Annotated in this window: 7 protein-coding genes and 1 pseudogene; 3 read left to right on the top strand and 5 right to left on the bottom strand. The window is 72.5% G+C overall.

Features of this window, described 5'->3' with window-relative positions; translation table 11 throughout:
* Positions 1 to 174: 174 nt before the first annotated feature.
* Complete coding sequence (locus IT293_07695) at positions 175 to 1,803, top strand: hypothetical protein (protein MCC6764531.1); 1,629 nt, start codon at positions 175 to 177, stop codon at positions 1,801 to 1,803.
* A gap of 29 nt (positions 1,804 to 1,832) precedes the next feature.
* On the opposite strand, the gene IT293_07690 is transcribed toward IT293_07695, so the two are convergent.
* From IT293_07690 to IT293_07680, 3 genes and pseudogenes are all read right to left on the bottom strand, one after another.
* Positions 1,833 to 2,438, bottom strand: coding sequence for a class II aldolase/adducin family protein (locus tag IT293_07690; GenBank protein ID MCC6764530.1), 606 nt, complete (start codon positions 2,436 to 2,438; stop codon positions 1,833 to 1,835).
* Positions 2,435 to 3,721: a citrate (Si)-synthase gene (locus IT293_07685; protein MCC6764529.1), complete on the bottom strand. Its 1,287-nt coding sequence runs from the start codon at positions 3,719 to 3,721 to the stop codon at positions 2,435 to 2,437. The genes IT293_07690 and IT293_07685 overlap by 4 nt, the downstream gene beginning before the upstream one ends.
* 544 nt (positions 3,722 to 4,265) lie before the next feature.
* A pseudogene (locus IT293_07680) lies at positions 4,266 to 6,992 on the bottom strand (hypothetical protein).
* A 206-nt stretch (positions 6,993 to 7,198) separates the two neighbouring features.
* Between IT293_07680 and IT293_07675 the strand changes: the two are divergent.
* Both IT293_07675 and IT293_07670 read left to right on the top strand, forming a co-directional pair.
* Positions 7,199 to 7,882, top strand: a complete 684-nt coding sequence (locus IT293_07675) for a TetR family transcriptional regulator (GenBank protein ID MCC6764528.1) — start codon at positions 7,199 to 7,201, stop codon at positions 7,880 to 7,882.
* Positions 7,883 to 8,018: 136 nt separating this feature from the next.
* Positions 8,019 to 8,216 carry a hypothetical protein gene (locus tag IT293_07670; protein ID MCC6764527.1) on the top strand — a complete coding sequence of 66 codons (198 nt, stop codon included), beginning with the start codon at positions 8,019 to 8,021 and terminating at the stop codon, positions 8,214 to 8,216.
* A 12-nt stretch (positions 8,217 to 8,228) separates the two neighbouring features.
* Here IT293_07670 and IT293_07665 read toward each other — a convergent pair whose 3' ends face one another.
* On the bottom strand, positions 8,229 to 11,696 hold the full coding sequence (locus tag IT293_07665) for a UvrD-helicase domain-containing protein (GenBank protein MCC6764526.1): 3,468 nt from the start codon (positions 11,694 to 11,696) through the stop codon (positions 8,229 to 8,231).
* The gene (locus IT293_07660) at positions 11,693 to 15,052 is read right to left on the bottom strand and encodes a PD-(D/E)XK nuclease family protein (GenBank protein ID MCC6764525.1); all 3,360 of its coding nucleotides are present in this window, start codon (positions 15,050 to 15,052) and stop codon (positions 11,693 to 11,695) included. Before IT293_07660 ends, IT293_07665 begins: the two co-directional genes overlap by 4 nt.
* Positions 15,053 to 15,087: the final 35 nt, after the last annotated feature.

The raw sequence follows: 15,087 nt of genomic DNA, 5'->3' as shown, positions 1-15,087 counted from the left end.
AACCGCCCTTGACCGGGAAAGCGGCGACGACCATCCTCGCAGGAGCCGCTCTCCCCGAATTCCCGCCGTGCGCTTCCCGTTCACCATCGTCCTCGCCGTCGTTCTCGCGTCGTTCGCGTCCCGCGCCGCGGCCCAGAGCGTTCCCGACCCGGCGACGGCCCGCGTCGTCGTGAAGTGCCAGAAGGCGATCGGCAGGCCGCGCGCACCTTCACGGCCGGAAAGCTCGCGAGCGTGCAGAAGTGCCTCGACGCGGTCTTCTCGTGCGTGCAGCTGAAGCCGGGTGACGGCGGGTGCGCCGCCAAGGCCGCCACGCTCTGCGACAACCAGATCCTGCGCGTCGGGCGGGCCGGCGTGAAGCTCCGTGCGGCCATCGTGAAGGCCTGCGGAACCGCGGCCGTTTCGTACGACGTGCTGCGTGGCGCCGCCGCCCTCGACGTGGACGCGCTCCGCGCGACGTGCCTCCGCTTCGGCACCGACCCGACGGGCGCGCTCGACGACTACGTCGAGTGCGTGTTGCGCGTCGCGGACTGCCGCGCCGCGGACGTCACCGAGTCGGGCATGCCGCGCGCCGAGGCGCTCCTCGCGAGCGTCGGGTACGATCTGCGCACCGCCGCGTGCCCCGCGCCCGCAGCGTCGGCGACGCCCTCGGCCGCCCCCACCCCGACCGCCCTACCGACGGCCACGGCGACCGTCGCGACGACGGCCACGCCGACCCCGCAAGAAACCGCGACGAGCCTCACCCCGACGCCGACCCAATCACAGACCCCGACGCCCACGCTGACCGCGACCGCGACCCCGACCGCCAGCGCGACCCCCGGGCTCTTCAACGTCGTCTTCGTGACCTCGACGACCCACGGCGGCGATTTCGGCGGGCTCGTCGGCGCCGATGCCATCTGCGGCGCCCGCGCCGCCGCAGCCGGCCTGCCGGGCACCTACGTCGCCTGGCTCTCGACGGCGACGGTGAACGCGATCGACCGGCTCGGCGGCGCGCGCGGCTTCGTGCGCCCCGACGGCGCGCCGGTCGCCGACCTCCCGTCCGCGCTGGCGGCGAACCAGGTCTTCAACGCGATCCACCTCGACGAGCTCGGCAACGACGTCGGCGGGGTCGAGGTGTGGACCGGCACCCAGAAAAACGGCGTCGCCAGCGACAACACCTGCACCAACTGGACGGCGACGAGCGGCAATGGCCGCATCGGCAACGGCCTCGGCGGCCCCGCCGCCTGGACGGACGCCGCGAACGGCAACTGCTCGCAGCCCCGCCGCCACTATTGCTTCGGCACCAGCCTCGGCGCGAACGCGCTCGGGCCGACGGTCACGGAAGGCAAGCTCGCGTTCATCACGAACGGCACCATCGACCCGAGCGTCGGCGACGGGCTCGCGAGCGCGGACGCGATGTGCGCGAGCGAAGCGCTCGGCGCGTCGCTCTCCGGCACCTACAAGGCCCTTCTCGCGACCTCGGCCGCGAGCGCGGTGTCACGGATCGCGCTCGCCGCGACCTACGTGCGCCGCGACGGCACGTTCGTCTCCGACGGCGCGACGCTCGCCGCCGGCGGCACCCTCGCGAGCGGCATCTGGCAGCGGCCGACCGGCGCGTATCTCAGCAGCCTTTCGGACGTCGCCTGGAGCGGCGCGACGACCCCGTCGGTCGCCGGCACGAGCACGACGACGTGCGGGGACTTCGCCGCGGGCACCGGCGCCGCGATCTTCGGCAGCGCGACCTTCGCGAGCCCGACGTGGTGGAACAACACCGCCACCACGTCGGCGTGCGGCACGCCCCACCACGTCTACTGCCTGCAGCAGTGAAACGACCGCCGGCGTCCCCGGCGATGCCGCTAGAAGTCGGTCTTGGGCTCCCGGCCGAGGATCCGGCAGTCCAGATAGGCCTGGGCGGAATCTTCGACGATCTCGGCCCGATTGTAGGCCTCGAGGAGGGTCGGCCCGGTCGCCGCGAGTCCGTGGTTCGCGAGGAGCACGATGCGGGTCTCCGGATGCTCTTCGTACACGTCGACGATGAGGTCGCGGAGCTTGTCGGATCCCGCATCCGCATAGGGAACGATTTGGATGTTGCCGAGGTGGGCGCGCGCCTGGCCCGTCATGTGGGGCGGCGTCATGTTCACGATGCCGAAGGCCATGGTCGCGGTGGAGTGCGTATGGACGACGCCATGGACCTCCGGACGGAGCGCCAGGATGCCGGCGTGCCAGCGATGCTCCTTCGACGGCTTCCACGGACCCGGGCTGATCTGCCGGCCGTCGAGATCCATCTCGACGACGTTCTCGACCGCCGTGTCGCGGAAGGTGACTCCGGTCGCGGTGCAGAGGTAGCGGGTCGTGTCGGGGATGCGGACGCTGATGTTGCCGCCCGAGCCGGCGGTCAACCACCGCTCGCTCGCGCAATGACAGATGTCGACCAGGTGCTTCTTCAGATCATCGAGGTTCATGCACGTTCCGTCATGGGCAGGTACGGGCGCGCGCCGACGCCCGTGTAGAGCTGGCGCGGCCGGTACGTTCGTTGGTGGGGATCGTTCATCATCTCGTTCCACTGCGCCGCCCATCCGACGAAGCGCGGGATGGCGAAGAGCACGGGGAACATCTCCGGGGGAAAGCCGATCGCGTGATAGATGATCGTCTCGTAGAAGTCGATCGTCGGGTGGAGCGCTTGCTCTATGAAGTATGCGTCCCCGGCGGCGGCCTCCTCGAGCGCGAGCGCGGTCTCGAAGATGCGCGGACGGCCGGTCACGGCGAACACCTTCGCCGCGTGCCCGCGCAGGATGCGCGCGCGCGGATCGTAGGTGCGATACACGCGGTGCCCGAAGCCGGGCGGCTCGCTGCGCGTGCGTGCGGCCTCGGCGACGAACGCCGGTACGCCCTCCGGTCCGCCGATCCGTTCGAGCATCGTGATCACGGCCTCGTACGCCTCGTCGTGGAAGCGCCCGAAGAGCGCCGCGGTCGCGGCGGCCGCGGCGCTGTAGGGGTCGGTCTTGGCACTCCCCACGCAGCGCATGGTGGTCGTCGAGCAGGCCTGCTCGTGGTCCGCGTGCAGCAAGAAGACCACGTCGAGCGCGCGTTCGATCACCGGGTCGGCCTCGTACCGGAGCTCGGTCATGCGGAACATCATGCTGAGGAAGTTGCCGACGTAGGAGAGCCCGAGGTCGGGATACACGTACGGCAGGCCCGTGCGCTTGCGGTGCGCGAACGCGGCGAGCGTCGGCACCTGCCCGAGGAGCCGCACGATCTGGCGGCGGCGCACCGCCGGATCGTCGACGTGCGCCGCCTCCGGGTAGAACGTCGAGAGCCCGGCGACCGTGCTCATGAGCATGCCCATCGGGTGCGCGTCATAGCGGAAGCCGTCGATGAATCGCGTGACGTACTCGTGGATGAGCGCGTGCCGCGCGAGCTCCGCCTGCCAGGCGTCGAGCTGCGTCCGGTTCGGCAGCCCGCCCTCGAGGATCAGGTAGGCCACCTCCAGGTAGCTCGACCGATCGGCGAGGTCTTCGATCGCATAGCCGCGGTGGCTGAGCGTCCCGGCCCGGCCGTCGAGGTGCGTGATCGCGCTCCGGCACGTCGCCGTGTTGCGGAGCGCCGGATCGAACGAGATCAGTTCCGAATCGTCGGGTCCCTTGATCTGCCGGAGGTCGGTCGCGGTGATCGCGTTGCCGCGGATCGGCAACGTGTACGTGCGCCCGGTGCGATTGTCGGTGACCGTGAGCGTGTCGCTCGGCATGATCGGCTCCTCCCCAGACTCCGCAAAGCCCGCAGGATGCGCCGCGAGGCGGGATCGTGCAAACGAGCGACGCCGCCCGCACCGAACTGCGGGCGGCGTCGCTCCGCTCAACGGATCGCGGACGCGATCAGCGTACGTGCTTGGCGTTGCCGCGGAAACACGCGCCGCCGATGTTCAGATTGACGACGGTCGTCGTCTCGTCCTCGTCGGCCGCGCCCTGCATCCAGGCGCCCTTCGTCTTCACCGTGACGGTGAAGATGCCGCCCGAGTTGCGCTTCTCCTTCACGGCGACCTCGGTCACGCCGGTCGCGCCGCGCGGCGCCTTGTACTTGAAGCCCGAGCCCTTCGGCACGATCACGTTGCCCGCGACGCCGTCGGCGAAGATCGCGCCGTCGTTGTCGTCGGCGCTCGCCGAGACCGGCTCCTGCGCGTACGCGCCGAGGAACAGGTCGCCGCGGAGCGAGAGACGGCCCGTCTTGTCGGTGAGGGTCGCCGACTTCCACAGCGCCGGCGAGACGGTCGCACAGACGGGAGGAACGCCCGTTGGAATGCTGCCGGCATCGGTCGGATCGCTGCCGTTGTCGCGCTCGTCGCCGTCGCCGTAGCCGTCGCCGTCGCGGTCGATGCCGATGCGGAGCCCTGACCCCGGCGGCACACAGGTGAAGGTGATCTCCTGCCCGGCCGTGTTCGCGAGCGCGCGGATCGCGGAGTCGCCGAGCGGCACCTCGCCAGAGCGATCGGTTTCGAAGTCGCCGCCGCCGACGTAGAGCCATCCGTGCTCCTCGCCGCCGATCTTGCCCTTCGCGACGAGGTCGCATTCTCCGGCGTCGGCGCGCTGCTCGAGCAGTGTGATGCGCGGATCGACCGTCGCGCCGTTCGTGCTCGTGCGGGTGATCTGCTGGCCGACGATCGGCGCCAGGTTCGAGTCGAACGCCATCATGAACGCGTCGAGGTCGCGACGCAGCGGATCGCCCGCGGGGCCCGCCGGAATGCCGGTCGGATTGATGCCGTTGATGCCCGTCTGGTTGAAGACGGTCGCCTGGTGGAAGCGGAAGAGCGTATCGACGCTGCCGTCGTGCAGGAAGCCGAAGCCACGGACCTGGTCGCCCTGGAACCCGTTGTTGCCGGCGTTGAAGAACGGCACCGCCGCCATGCCGAACATGCCGACCTTCTGGTACATGTTGCGCAGCTGCGGAACCTTCAGAATCTGCGTCTCGTTCTCGAAAGACGAGCGCCCGTCGGTGCCGAAGAAGCCCGGCGCCGCGACGCCGGCCGCCGCGTTCGCGGACGGCACCAGGCGGTGGCAGCCGTCGCAGTCCTGGAAGGTGTCGGACACCGGCCCGAAGAAGAAGTTCCGGCCGTTCATCTGTGACGGTGTCAGCGAGTTGTCGAGGTTGCGGATCGGGTTCGGCGGATACGTGACCTGCAGGACGAAGTCGGTGAACTGCTGCATCTCGTTCGCCGTCAGTTGCTGATCCCGCCCGACCAAACCGGGGAACGCCGGATTGAACTTCTTGAACGCCGCGTCCTCGTCGAACGTGCCGGAGTCGGGCTGGGCGGTCACAACGCCGGGCTCGTTGCCGCCGGTGCGGTCGCCGCGCCAGTGCATAGGCCCGTGGTTCGCCATGCCGCGCAGACTCTGCGTCGTCATCGGGCCCTTCATCGGGTGGAAATCCGGGTTGATGAACGGCCCGACCGAGAACGGGCCGGGGTTGTTGAGCACGGTGTCGTCGGGGTTGCCGAGGTCCCAGGCCAGGCTGTCGAAGTCGCCGAAGATGTGGCAGCTCGCGCACGACGAGTCGCCGTGGCTCGAGGAGAAGCTCGTGTCGTAGAGCCGCGGCCGGCCCGTGACCACGCTCGCGGGCTCGGGGTTGTGCAAGGCGACGTGCGCGGTCTCGGCACCGGTCGCGGTGCTCACCACCGAAAGCGAGTTGTCGAAGCGCGTCAGCACATAGAGGCGGGTCCGGGCTTCGTCGAGCACGAGGCCCGTCGGACCGCCGCCGGTCAGCGGAATCTGGTCCGCCGACGCCGGCGTGAAGGTATCGTTCTCGATCTCGCTCGTGTCGTAGACGCCGATCTCGCCGGTCCCGAAACCGGCGACGTAGAGCGTGCCGCCGTCGCTCGACACCGCCATGCCGAGCGGGAACGCCAGGCTGTCGGCATTCTCGGTGTTCGGGATCGGCGCGCAGCACGTCGAGTAATCGACGTGCTTGTTCAGGTGTCGCGGCAAGACCGACGCCCCGTCGAGCACGGTGATGCGCGACTCCGCGAGGTGGCCGCGGACGCTCGCCGGCTCGCCCACTGGCTTGAAGCCCGAGGCATAGACGCCTTCGCCTTCGAAGCGCACGTGGTTCTTCGAGTCGAGGTTGGTGACGTAGACCTTCCCGTTCACCGGGTTCGTCACCATGTTGAACAGGATCGTGCCGACGTCGGCGTAGAAGCTCGTCGGACCGACGACCTGCGCCGGCGGGTTGGCGTCGGCGTCGATCGAGAAGACGTCCTTGTCGGGCAGGGAGAACTTGACGGAGCTGCTCCAGTCGCGGCCGAGCTCGTCGGTCCATTTCGTCCCGTCGTAGCGGACGATGAGTCCGACCTCGGGACCGACGATGTTCTGGAAGTTGTCGTTCGGAAGTGGAAGCGCATTCGGACCCGTGTCGGGCACGACCCCCTCGGACAGCGTCGTGGTGCGATTCCCGGAGTGGAAGACGGCGGCGTAGACCGTGCCGCCGTCGGGCGACACCGTGAGCGCACGCGGCGTGTCGCCGAACACGGTGACGATCGTGAGCGGCGTCCCGCCGAGCGAGACCCCGAGGTTCGCGGCGTCGAAGACCCACACGTCGGCGCGGCCGAGGCCGGCCGTCGAGAGGATCGTCTCGATGGTGGCGTGGTGGGGCGTGTTCTGGCCACGGTGCGCCGTCGTGATGAACGCCCGGTTGCCGCCCGCACCGGCGAAGACGATGTCGCGGGGCTCATCGCCGACGAGCAGCGTCCGGACGACGCGCGGCGCCGCGGGATCGCTGACGTCGACGACGCTCACGCTGTCGGAGAGATGGTTCACGACCCAGACCTCGCCGTTGGTGCGAGCCGCGACGGCGACCGGCTCGAGACCGACCGTGACGCTCCCGGCGTGGGCGATGCTCGCGCCGGTCACGTCGAAGACCTCGAGCCGGTTGTCGGGAGTGTTGACCGCGAAAAGACGCGTCCCGTCGGGGGAAGACGCGAGGGGTCGCACCTGCCCGGACTCGAAGAGGGTAAACGACGGCGCGGCCATCACCCGGGGCGCGACCGCGAGACAGCACACGAGCGCGCCGAGGAGCGCCACGGCGCGGCGGGACCAGGCTGGATTCATTGGCGAAGCCTCCTGACGGGCGAGGGCATGGACGAAGACGGGGAACCCATGACGGCACTCACGATTTCAGCTCCCCGCCGCGAGCGCTCCGTCTTTACCATGGCGTAGTATGACTGTACAAGAGAAAAATGTTGCCCGGTACGCGGGAAGACGCGCCACCGTCCACGAGCGGACCCGCCGCGGTCGCACCGACGGATCGCACCGCCAAGGCGCGGTCCGCGAGCGTCGCGCGTCGGAGCGAGATCATCGCGGCCGCCATCCGAGTGATCGCCCGCGACGGCATCCGCGCCTGCACCGTGAGCGCGCTCGAGAGCGAGACCGGCTTCGCCCGCGGCCACTTCACGTATCACTTCTCTTCCAAGGAGGAGATCATCACCCTCGCCTTCGCCGCCGTCGGGAGCGACTGGGCGACGTTCCAGGTGGAGCAGGCGCAAGGGCCGACCGCGCGCGCGCGGCTCGAAACGCAGATCCGCGCCGCCGCCACGTGGGGTCGGCAGCGTCCCGAGTACTTCCGTTGCCTCATGAACTTCCGGGTCGAGATGATGCGCGACCCGGGCGCGTTCCCCCGCGCCCCCGGAATACGCGCTCGGCTCCTCGAAGCCGCCGCCATGACGATCCGCCAGGCGATGGACGAAGGCGACTTCCGCCCCGACCTCGACCCCCCGTGGGAGGCGCGGATCCTCTTCGCCGTCGTCGACGGCTTCCTGATGCACGCGACGATGGACGTCGCCTTCTGTCCGCCCGACGAGCTCGCGGACCGCGCTTGGCGGGTCGTCAGCGAGCGTTTGCTCCACACACCTGCTCCGGATTGACGCAGGCGCTCCAGAAGGGCGCGGCTTTTCTGAAGCTCGGGCGGTGTCGCGTGTTGTCTCGCGACGACAGATGGCAAAACATCATGACGGGTATGGAGATCATCTCGCATACCGAAGACGGAGGGGAGGAGTGAACATGGGGGAGAAACGCCTGCTCGACGTCGTCACCGAGCGCCTCATGCTCGGGCGCCGTATCCGCATTCTGCGTCATCGGACGGCGCGGTGGTTCTCGCCGCCGGTCCGACAAGCGCCGGGCGACGTCGCGGCGCCGCTCACGCGACTCGGCGCAACGCCGACGGGACCCCTACGACGCGGCGACCCGACGGTCCACTGACCGCGGCGCGCATCACACGTTGAGCACGACGGCGCGAGTCGGCGCGCCGGTCGCGCCGGCGACGGCGCGCGCGTAGGCGGCGAGCTGCCATCGGTACTCGGAGAGCCGGGTCGCGACGTCGCGGTCGGTCTTGAAGTCGGCCACGGTCCAGCCGTCGTCGTCGCGGAACACGAGGTCCGCCACACCTTCCACGAGCGTGCCGTCGTCGAGCACGCAGGCGAGTGCGACCTCGCGCCGACAACCCCCGGCGCGGGCCGCGGCGGCCGCGCGCCGGACGAGCGGATGGGCGAGCGCGTCGCGCACCACGACGACGGCGGCCGCGACCTCGGTGGCCGTCGCGGCCAAGAGCCGCGCCTGCGACGCGACCGTGGCCGCGATCGCGTCGGACCCGGCATCGAGGTCGACCACCGAGAGCGCCGCGTGCACGAGCACGCCAAAGCTCGTGCCCGCGGGCCGCTCGGCCGGCGCGCCGCCGCGTGCCGACTCGACCGTGACGGCGGCGGCGAGCGGCGCGAGCTCCGCCGGCGCCGCGCCCGTCTCCGCCGTCGCGGCCGCCCACGCGGTCGCGGTGGCGACGGCGACCGTTGCCCGTCCCGCCTCCCCGCGTACGCGCTCGCGCGTCGCCCGCCACGCGGCGTGCGCGCGGACGCCGCGCTCCGAGGATTCGCCGCTCGCGTCGGCTTCGAGGAGCTTCTGCTGGCGGAGACCGACGCTCTCCTCCACCCCGAGCTCGAGCGCCTTCGGATCCCACCACACGACCCGGTGATCGCCGGCCTCCGGGACGTGCTGCCCCGGCGCGACCGCGCGCTCGCGGCCCGGCGCGCGGTCCGGACGCTGCAGCACGCTGTCGAGCCCGAACCGCGGACACGCGACCGGCGTCGCGGTCTCGGGCTGCCGCCGCCGCGACTCGTCCGGGTAGACGACCGGATGCAGCGCCGCGAGCCAGCCGTCGCGGCGCTCGTCGCCCACGACCGGCACCACCAGGAGGTCGCGGGCGCGTGTCGCCGCGACGTAGAGGATGCGCGCCGCCTCTTCCCGCTCGCGCTCCCGCTCCTCGTCGCGATGGGCGAGCAGCTCGGGCGGCGAGCACTCGGCGATCCGCATCGCACAAAGCCCCCGGCTCCCGTCGCTGTAGCGGCGCGGCTCGCCGGGCGCCTCCTTGGCGGTGAGGTCGGCGAGGATCACGACGGGGAACTCGAGGCCCTTTGCGCGGTGCACGGTCATGAGCCGCACGCCGCCCGTCCCCTCCTCGAGGATCGGCGCGTCGCTCGCCTCCCCGTCGGCGGCCGCGAGCCGCTCGACGAAGGCGCGAAAGGACGTGATCCCCTGCCGCTCGGCGCGGCGCGCGAGGTCCGTCAGCCGCACGACGTTGGCGAGCGCCTGCTCCCCGGCCGGCCAGATCGCGAGGCCCGCATGGGCGCGCGTCGCCGCGAGGAAGCGCGCGATCGTGTCGGCGATCGGCCGGCGATTGCGTCCGCGATGGAGGTCGCGCACCACCGCCATCGCGGCCGCGACCTCGGCGAGCCCCGGCGGCGGATCGTCGGGAATCCGGCGGAACGGATGCAGCGTTCCGTACTGCTCGCGAAACGCGAGCAACGCGCCGTCGCCGAGCGCGAAGAACGGTCCGCGCAGGGTCGCGAAGACCGCCAGCTCGTCGTCGGGTCGCTCGATCGCGCCGAGCACGTTGCGCAGCGCCTCGACCTCCTCGCGAACGTGGAACGCGCTGCCGCCGACGAGCACGTGGGGCAGGTGGCGGGCCTCGAGCGCGCGTACGTAGGCGTGCGTCACGTCGGTCTCGAACGACTTGAAGCGCCGGAACAGGATACACACGTCCCGCGGCTCGATCGGGCGGCGCGGCGCGTCGGGCTCACTCACGGTCCAGCCGCTCTCACGGACGAGCCAGGCGACGAACGCCGCGGTCGCGTCGGGCAGCGATTTCTCGATCTGCCAGTCGACGACCTTCCCGAAATCCCCGTAGGGCGACGGCACCGGCAGCGCCACGATCGGCGGCTGGGTCGCGACGGCCGCGCGCGCGGGGACGAGCGGCACGTAGGTCGCCTGGCTCGGCGTCGCGCCCGCCATCCGGGGGGCGAACGCCGCGTTCACGGCCGTCTGGATCTCCGGCACGGCGCGGAAGCTCACGGTGAGGTGCTGCAGCAGCGCGCCGGCGGCGAGGAGCCTCCGCTTCACGTCCTCGTAGAGCGCCACGTCGGCGCGGCGGAAGCGATAGATCGACTGCTTGGGGTCGCCGACGATGAAGAGCTTCCCGGCCCGCGGGCGCGCCGCCGTCCAATCGGCCTGCGCGGGGTCGTCGGCCGCGAGCAGGAGCAGGATTTCCGCCTGCAGCGGGTCGGTATCCTGGAACTCGTCGACGAAGACGTGCGTGAAGCGCTCCTGATAATCGCGCCGCACGGTCGGATCGCGCCGCAGGAGGTCCCGCGCCACCAGGAGGAGGTCGCCGAAGTCGAGACGGCCCGCGTTCCGCTTGAGCGCCTGATAGCGCTCGATCACCGGCCAGAGCTCGGCCTGCAGGCGCGGCGCCAGGTCGGCGCCGACCGCGTCGACGAAGCTCGTCAGACGCGCCTGCACCCGCGTCCGCTCCGCGCGCAACGTCGTCTTCAGGGCGGCGCCCGGACCGCTCGTGAAGCCGACCCAATGCCAGTGCACGGTTTTCGCCACCTGCAGCAGCTCCGCCTCGAGCCCGTCGTAGTCGCGGCCCCAGATCGCCTCGCGCCGCAGCACCTCCTGGACGAAGTCGCCGATCTCGGCGAGCGAGCGGTAGAAGTAGTCGTTGCGGTCGCCGTCGATCGCGCGCCGGCCGAGGATCTCGAGCTCGGTCATGAGCGCGTCGACCTCGCGTTCGCGCGCGAACGGCTCCGCGCGCCACGGCGCGGCGAAGTCGCGCCGCTCCTTGAGCTCCCAGGCGGCGCCGCGCAGCAGGCCGCGCACGCTCTGACCGCGACGCGGCGGCCGGCGCAGGATGCGGCGCACTCCTTCCGGTGGATCCTTCAGCACCTCCTCGAACCAGCGGTGGAACGCCTGGTCGAAGAGGCCGTCCGCGACGTCCGCCGGCGCGACCTCGAAGAGCGGATCGACGCCGGCCTCGACGGGACGCTCGCGCAGGAGGTCGCTGCAGAAAGAATGGATGGTGCCGATGCTCGCCTCTTCGAGCTGCCCGAGCGCGCGCGAGAGGTTCCGGGCCTCGTCGGACGCGGGCGCGGTGTCGAGACGCGCCCGCTCGAGACCGGTCCGCAGGCGCAGCTTCAGCTCGCCCGCGGCGAGCTCGGTGAACGTCACCGCGACCATCCGGTGCAGCTCGCCGCGACCCGCCGCCAGCATGGCGACCATGCGGGCGACGAGCGCGGTCGTCTTCCCGGTGCCTGCCGCCGCCTCGACGATCAGGGTCGCGTCGAGGTCGGTCGCGATGCGCTCGCGCTCGCGGTGATCGGCGAGCGCCGCCGCCGGGCGCTCGCCGCTCACGGCAGGCTCCGCAGGCGCGCGAGGTCGCGCAGGCGCTCGGCCGGCTTCCGCCGTTGCCGGATCTCCTCGTACGGGCCGCAGACCGGCCGGTAGTCGCAGTACGCGCAGGCGCGCGCGACGGGCGCCGCCGGCAGGAATCCGTCGCGCAGCGCCTGGTCGATGGTGTCGACGACCGCGGCCGCGGCCGCGCGCCCCGCCGCGTCGAGCGGCACGACGCGCTGCGCGTATCCGCCCGCCGCCGTGCAGTAGTAGAGCCGTCCGGCCTCCACGGGTTCCGGCAACAGCCGCTCGCAGGCGAGCGCGTAGAGCAGCGGTTGCAGGACCTCGCCGCCGCCGACGACGACGCCGTTCGCGGCGCGCGCCTTGCCGGTCTTGTGATCGGTGACCCGCAGCGCGCCGCGCGGATGACGTTCGACGAGATCGATCGAGCCGCGCAGCTGGAGCGGACCCGCCACCGTGATCGGCTGCGGGACGCTCGCGGGGTCGGCGTCGCCGCGCTCGCGCCGCGGCAGCCCGAAGGCGAGCTCGAAGCGGTCGGGCACCCAGCCGGCCTCGTCCTCGGCACTCCGCCGCAACCACTCGCGCAGGTCGGCGCGGATGCCGTTGACGCCGTCCTCCCAGACGCGCGGGATGGCGGGACAGAGGAGCTCGCGGTAGCGCTCAGCGACGCCGTCGAGCACGCCATCGACGACGTCCCGCGCCCGCAGCAGCGTCTCCGCGCGCACCGGCAACAGGCCGTCCGCCTTGAGGCGCGAAAGCACCCCGAACTGCACCTCGTGGAAGAGCGAGCCCCGCGTCAACGGATCGATCAGCTCGATCGCGACCGGCTCCTCGCGCGGCTTCAGGCGATGGACCGCCTGGAGGAAGAAGCGGTACGGGCACGCCGCGAAGTGCTGCAACGCCGTCGGGGAATAGGAGCGCGCCGCGAGCTGATGCGCCGCGAGCGCCGTGCGGCCGAGATCGTCCGGATCGACGAGCCCGTCGGCGGGCGTCCACCGTTTCCACCAGCGTTGCGCGCGCGCCCGGAGCGCCCGCGCGAGATGTGCGTTCGCGCCAAGGAGGTAGCGGGCGGTGCCAACCGTCGCCTTGGGATCGATCTGAGCGTCGAGGAGCGGCGCCAGGAGCGCGAGATCGTATTCGGCGTCGTCGATCGCATCCTCGGGGCGCTCCGGCGCGGGCCACCCGAGCCGCCCCTCGCCGCGCGCGCGCCGGCGGAGCTCCTCGAAGCCCGGCAACCGCCCTTCGGCGGCGCGCAACGCCTCGAGCGCGTAGAACGACGGCACCCGCGGCTTCCCCTGCTCCATGTCGAGCCGCGGATAGGAGACGACGACGCGGGCGCCGGCGGCGCCGACCGCGAGGCGGAGCGCGAGGCGCTCGGCGGTGACCCGATCCGCGCGCGTGCCGAGCGGCGCCGCCGCGACGTCCGCGAGCGCCCGCCGGCTCGGATCGAGGAGGATCGGGTCGTCGACGATCTTGCGCGGGAACAAGCGCTCGGCGAGCCCGGGGACGAACACGACGTCGAACACCAGCCCGCGCGCCGACTCCGCAGGCGCCACGAAGACGGCGCCGTGACGGCGACGCGGCGGCGGCACCGTCAGTGAACGCAGGCGCGGTCCGAGCACGATCCGCACCTCGTCGATCGCGACCGGACCGACGGGCGCCATCGGCGCGAGCTCCGCGAGCGTCGCGAGCACCTGGGTCGGGTCGCGAAGCGCCTCGACCGCGAGCGCGCGCAGCTCGTCGAGCCAGGCGCCCCACGTCGCGCGCCGCCCGGCGAGGCCGTCGAGCCGCTCGATCAACGGCAGCGCGTAGGCGCGCAGGTGTCCGAGCTGCGCGAGGACGCCGGCGAGCCGCGCGGCGCGGGGCTCGTCCTCCTCGGCGAGCTCGGCGCGCCGGACGTCGAGCTCCCGCGCGAGGCCGTCGAGCCGCTTCCGCCAGCGCTCCTTGCCGCCGATCACGGCCGCCTCGACGAGGAGCTCCTCCCAGCGCCACGGCGCCGCGACCGTCCCCGCGACGACGGCCTCCGCCAGCGGGTCGAGCGGCAAGGGTCCCTCCCGCTCCGCGTCCGCCCGCAGCGCGGCCCCGACGGCCGCGAGCTGCTCGGCGACCGCCGCCGGCAGGAGCGCCTCCTCCGCCGAGACGAGGACGGGCGGCGGCGGCGCCGCCGCGCCCGCCGCTCGCGCCTCGGGATCGGGCACCTGCGCGAGCGAGAGATACTCGGCGAAGCGTCGCGCCGAGAGCCCTTCCGCCGCACACGCCAGGAGCGCGAGGAGCGCGCGCCCCGCGGGATCGGGCTGGCTCGTGCCGCGCGCGAAGAACGCCGGCACGTCCGCCCGGCGAAACGCCTCTTCCAGGTGCGCCGTGTACTCGCGCGGCGCGTGCAGGAAGACCGCCATGCGATCGAAGGGTACGCCGCGCGCGGCCTCCTCCTGGATGCGGCGCGCGATCTCGACGCATTCCCGCGCCTCGCCGGGCCACGAGAGCAGCGTGACCGTCTCGTCGAGCGGCGCCGGCGGCGGGGTGGAGGGGGCGAAGAGATGGCGCTGCAAGCGCGCGAGCGAGGTCGCCTCGTCGTCGTGGACCTCGGCGATGGTCGGGCCGGTGGCGAGCGCGCCGGCGAGGAGGTCCCGGCTCCGGTCGTCGCCGAGCGGGACGGTCGCGAGCAGCGCGGGCGCCCGCCGCGCCAGCGCGGCCACGAGGTCCGCTTCGCAAGCGCTCGCGAGTGCAACGTCGAGAAGGAGCGTCGGGAGGCCGACGAGCGGCGGCGCCGGGCTCGCCTCGACGGCCGCCGTCGCGGCGGCGAAGACGGCCGTGCGGTCCGCGAGCCCGGCCGCGTCGAGCTCGGCCGCCATCTCCGCGGCGAGGAGCGCCAGGTCCTCGCCGACGAGCGGCAGCGCCGCGAGCATCGCGGGCGTCACGCCGTGCGCGCGCAGCTCCGCCATCGTCCGCGCCACGGCGAGGGGAAACCCGGGACGATCCGCGACCGGCGCGAAGTACCGCAACCGGCCCGCGGCGCTCAGCTGGTGAATGGCGCGGGCCGCGACCGCATCGAGCGAGAGCACGCTCGCGGGCACGCCGCCGCGCGCCGCGAGCGCCGGCGCCGCGAGAAGGCCCGCGACCCTGCCGAGGGTCGTGCGCGCGAGCCCGAAGCGGGCGCCCCCGACGCGCACGTCGGCGCGCACGAGGTCGTCGACCGCCTCGGCGCTCGCCGCGACGACCAGCACCTCCGCGTCGCGCGGATGCGCGGCGAGCCAGGCGCACGCGGCGTCGACGCGATCGCGCGCCCGCGCCGCCACCAGTATCCGCCCTGGCTCGCCCGCCGCGGCCGACCGCGGCTTCCGCTCCTTCGTCGCCACCCGCCGCTCATGTCGCGCACCGGCGGCGACTGCAA

This window comes from Deltaproteobacteria bacterium, from assembly GCA_020848745.1.
Classification (GTDB): Bacteria; Desulfobacterota; Binatia; order UTPRO1; family UTPRO1; genus UTPRO1.
The sequence above is the reverse complement of the archived record's forward strand: the minus strand, read 5'-3'. Positions and strand labels throughout refer to the sequence as shown.

Bases quoted from the DNA above. Each gene is read 5' to 3' on its own strand.
- IT293_07675 (MCC6764528.1), top strand. From the start codon at position 7,199: ATGTTGCCCGGTACGCGGGAAGACGCGCCACCGTCCACGAGCGGACCC.
- IT293_07690 (MCC6764530.1), bottom strand. From the start codon at position 2,438: ATGAACCTCGATGATCTGAAGAAGCACCTGGTCGACATCTGTCATTGC.
- IT293_07685 (MCC6764529.1), bottom strand. From the start codon at position 3,721: ATGCCGAGCGACACGCTCACGGTCACCGACAATCGCACCGGGCGCACG.
- IT293_07670 (MCC6764527.1), top strand. From the start codon at position 8,019: ATGGGGGAGAAACGCCTGCTCGACGTCGTCACCGAGCGCCTCATGCTC.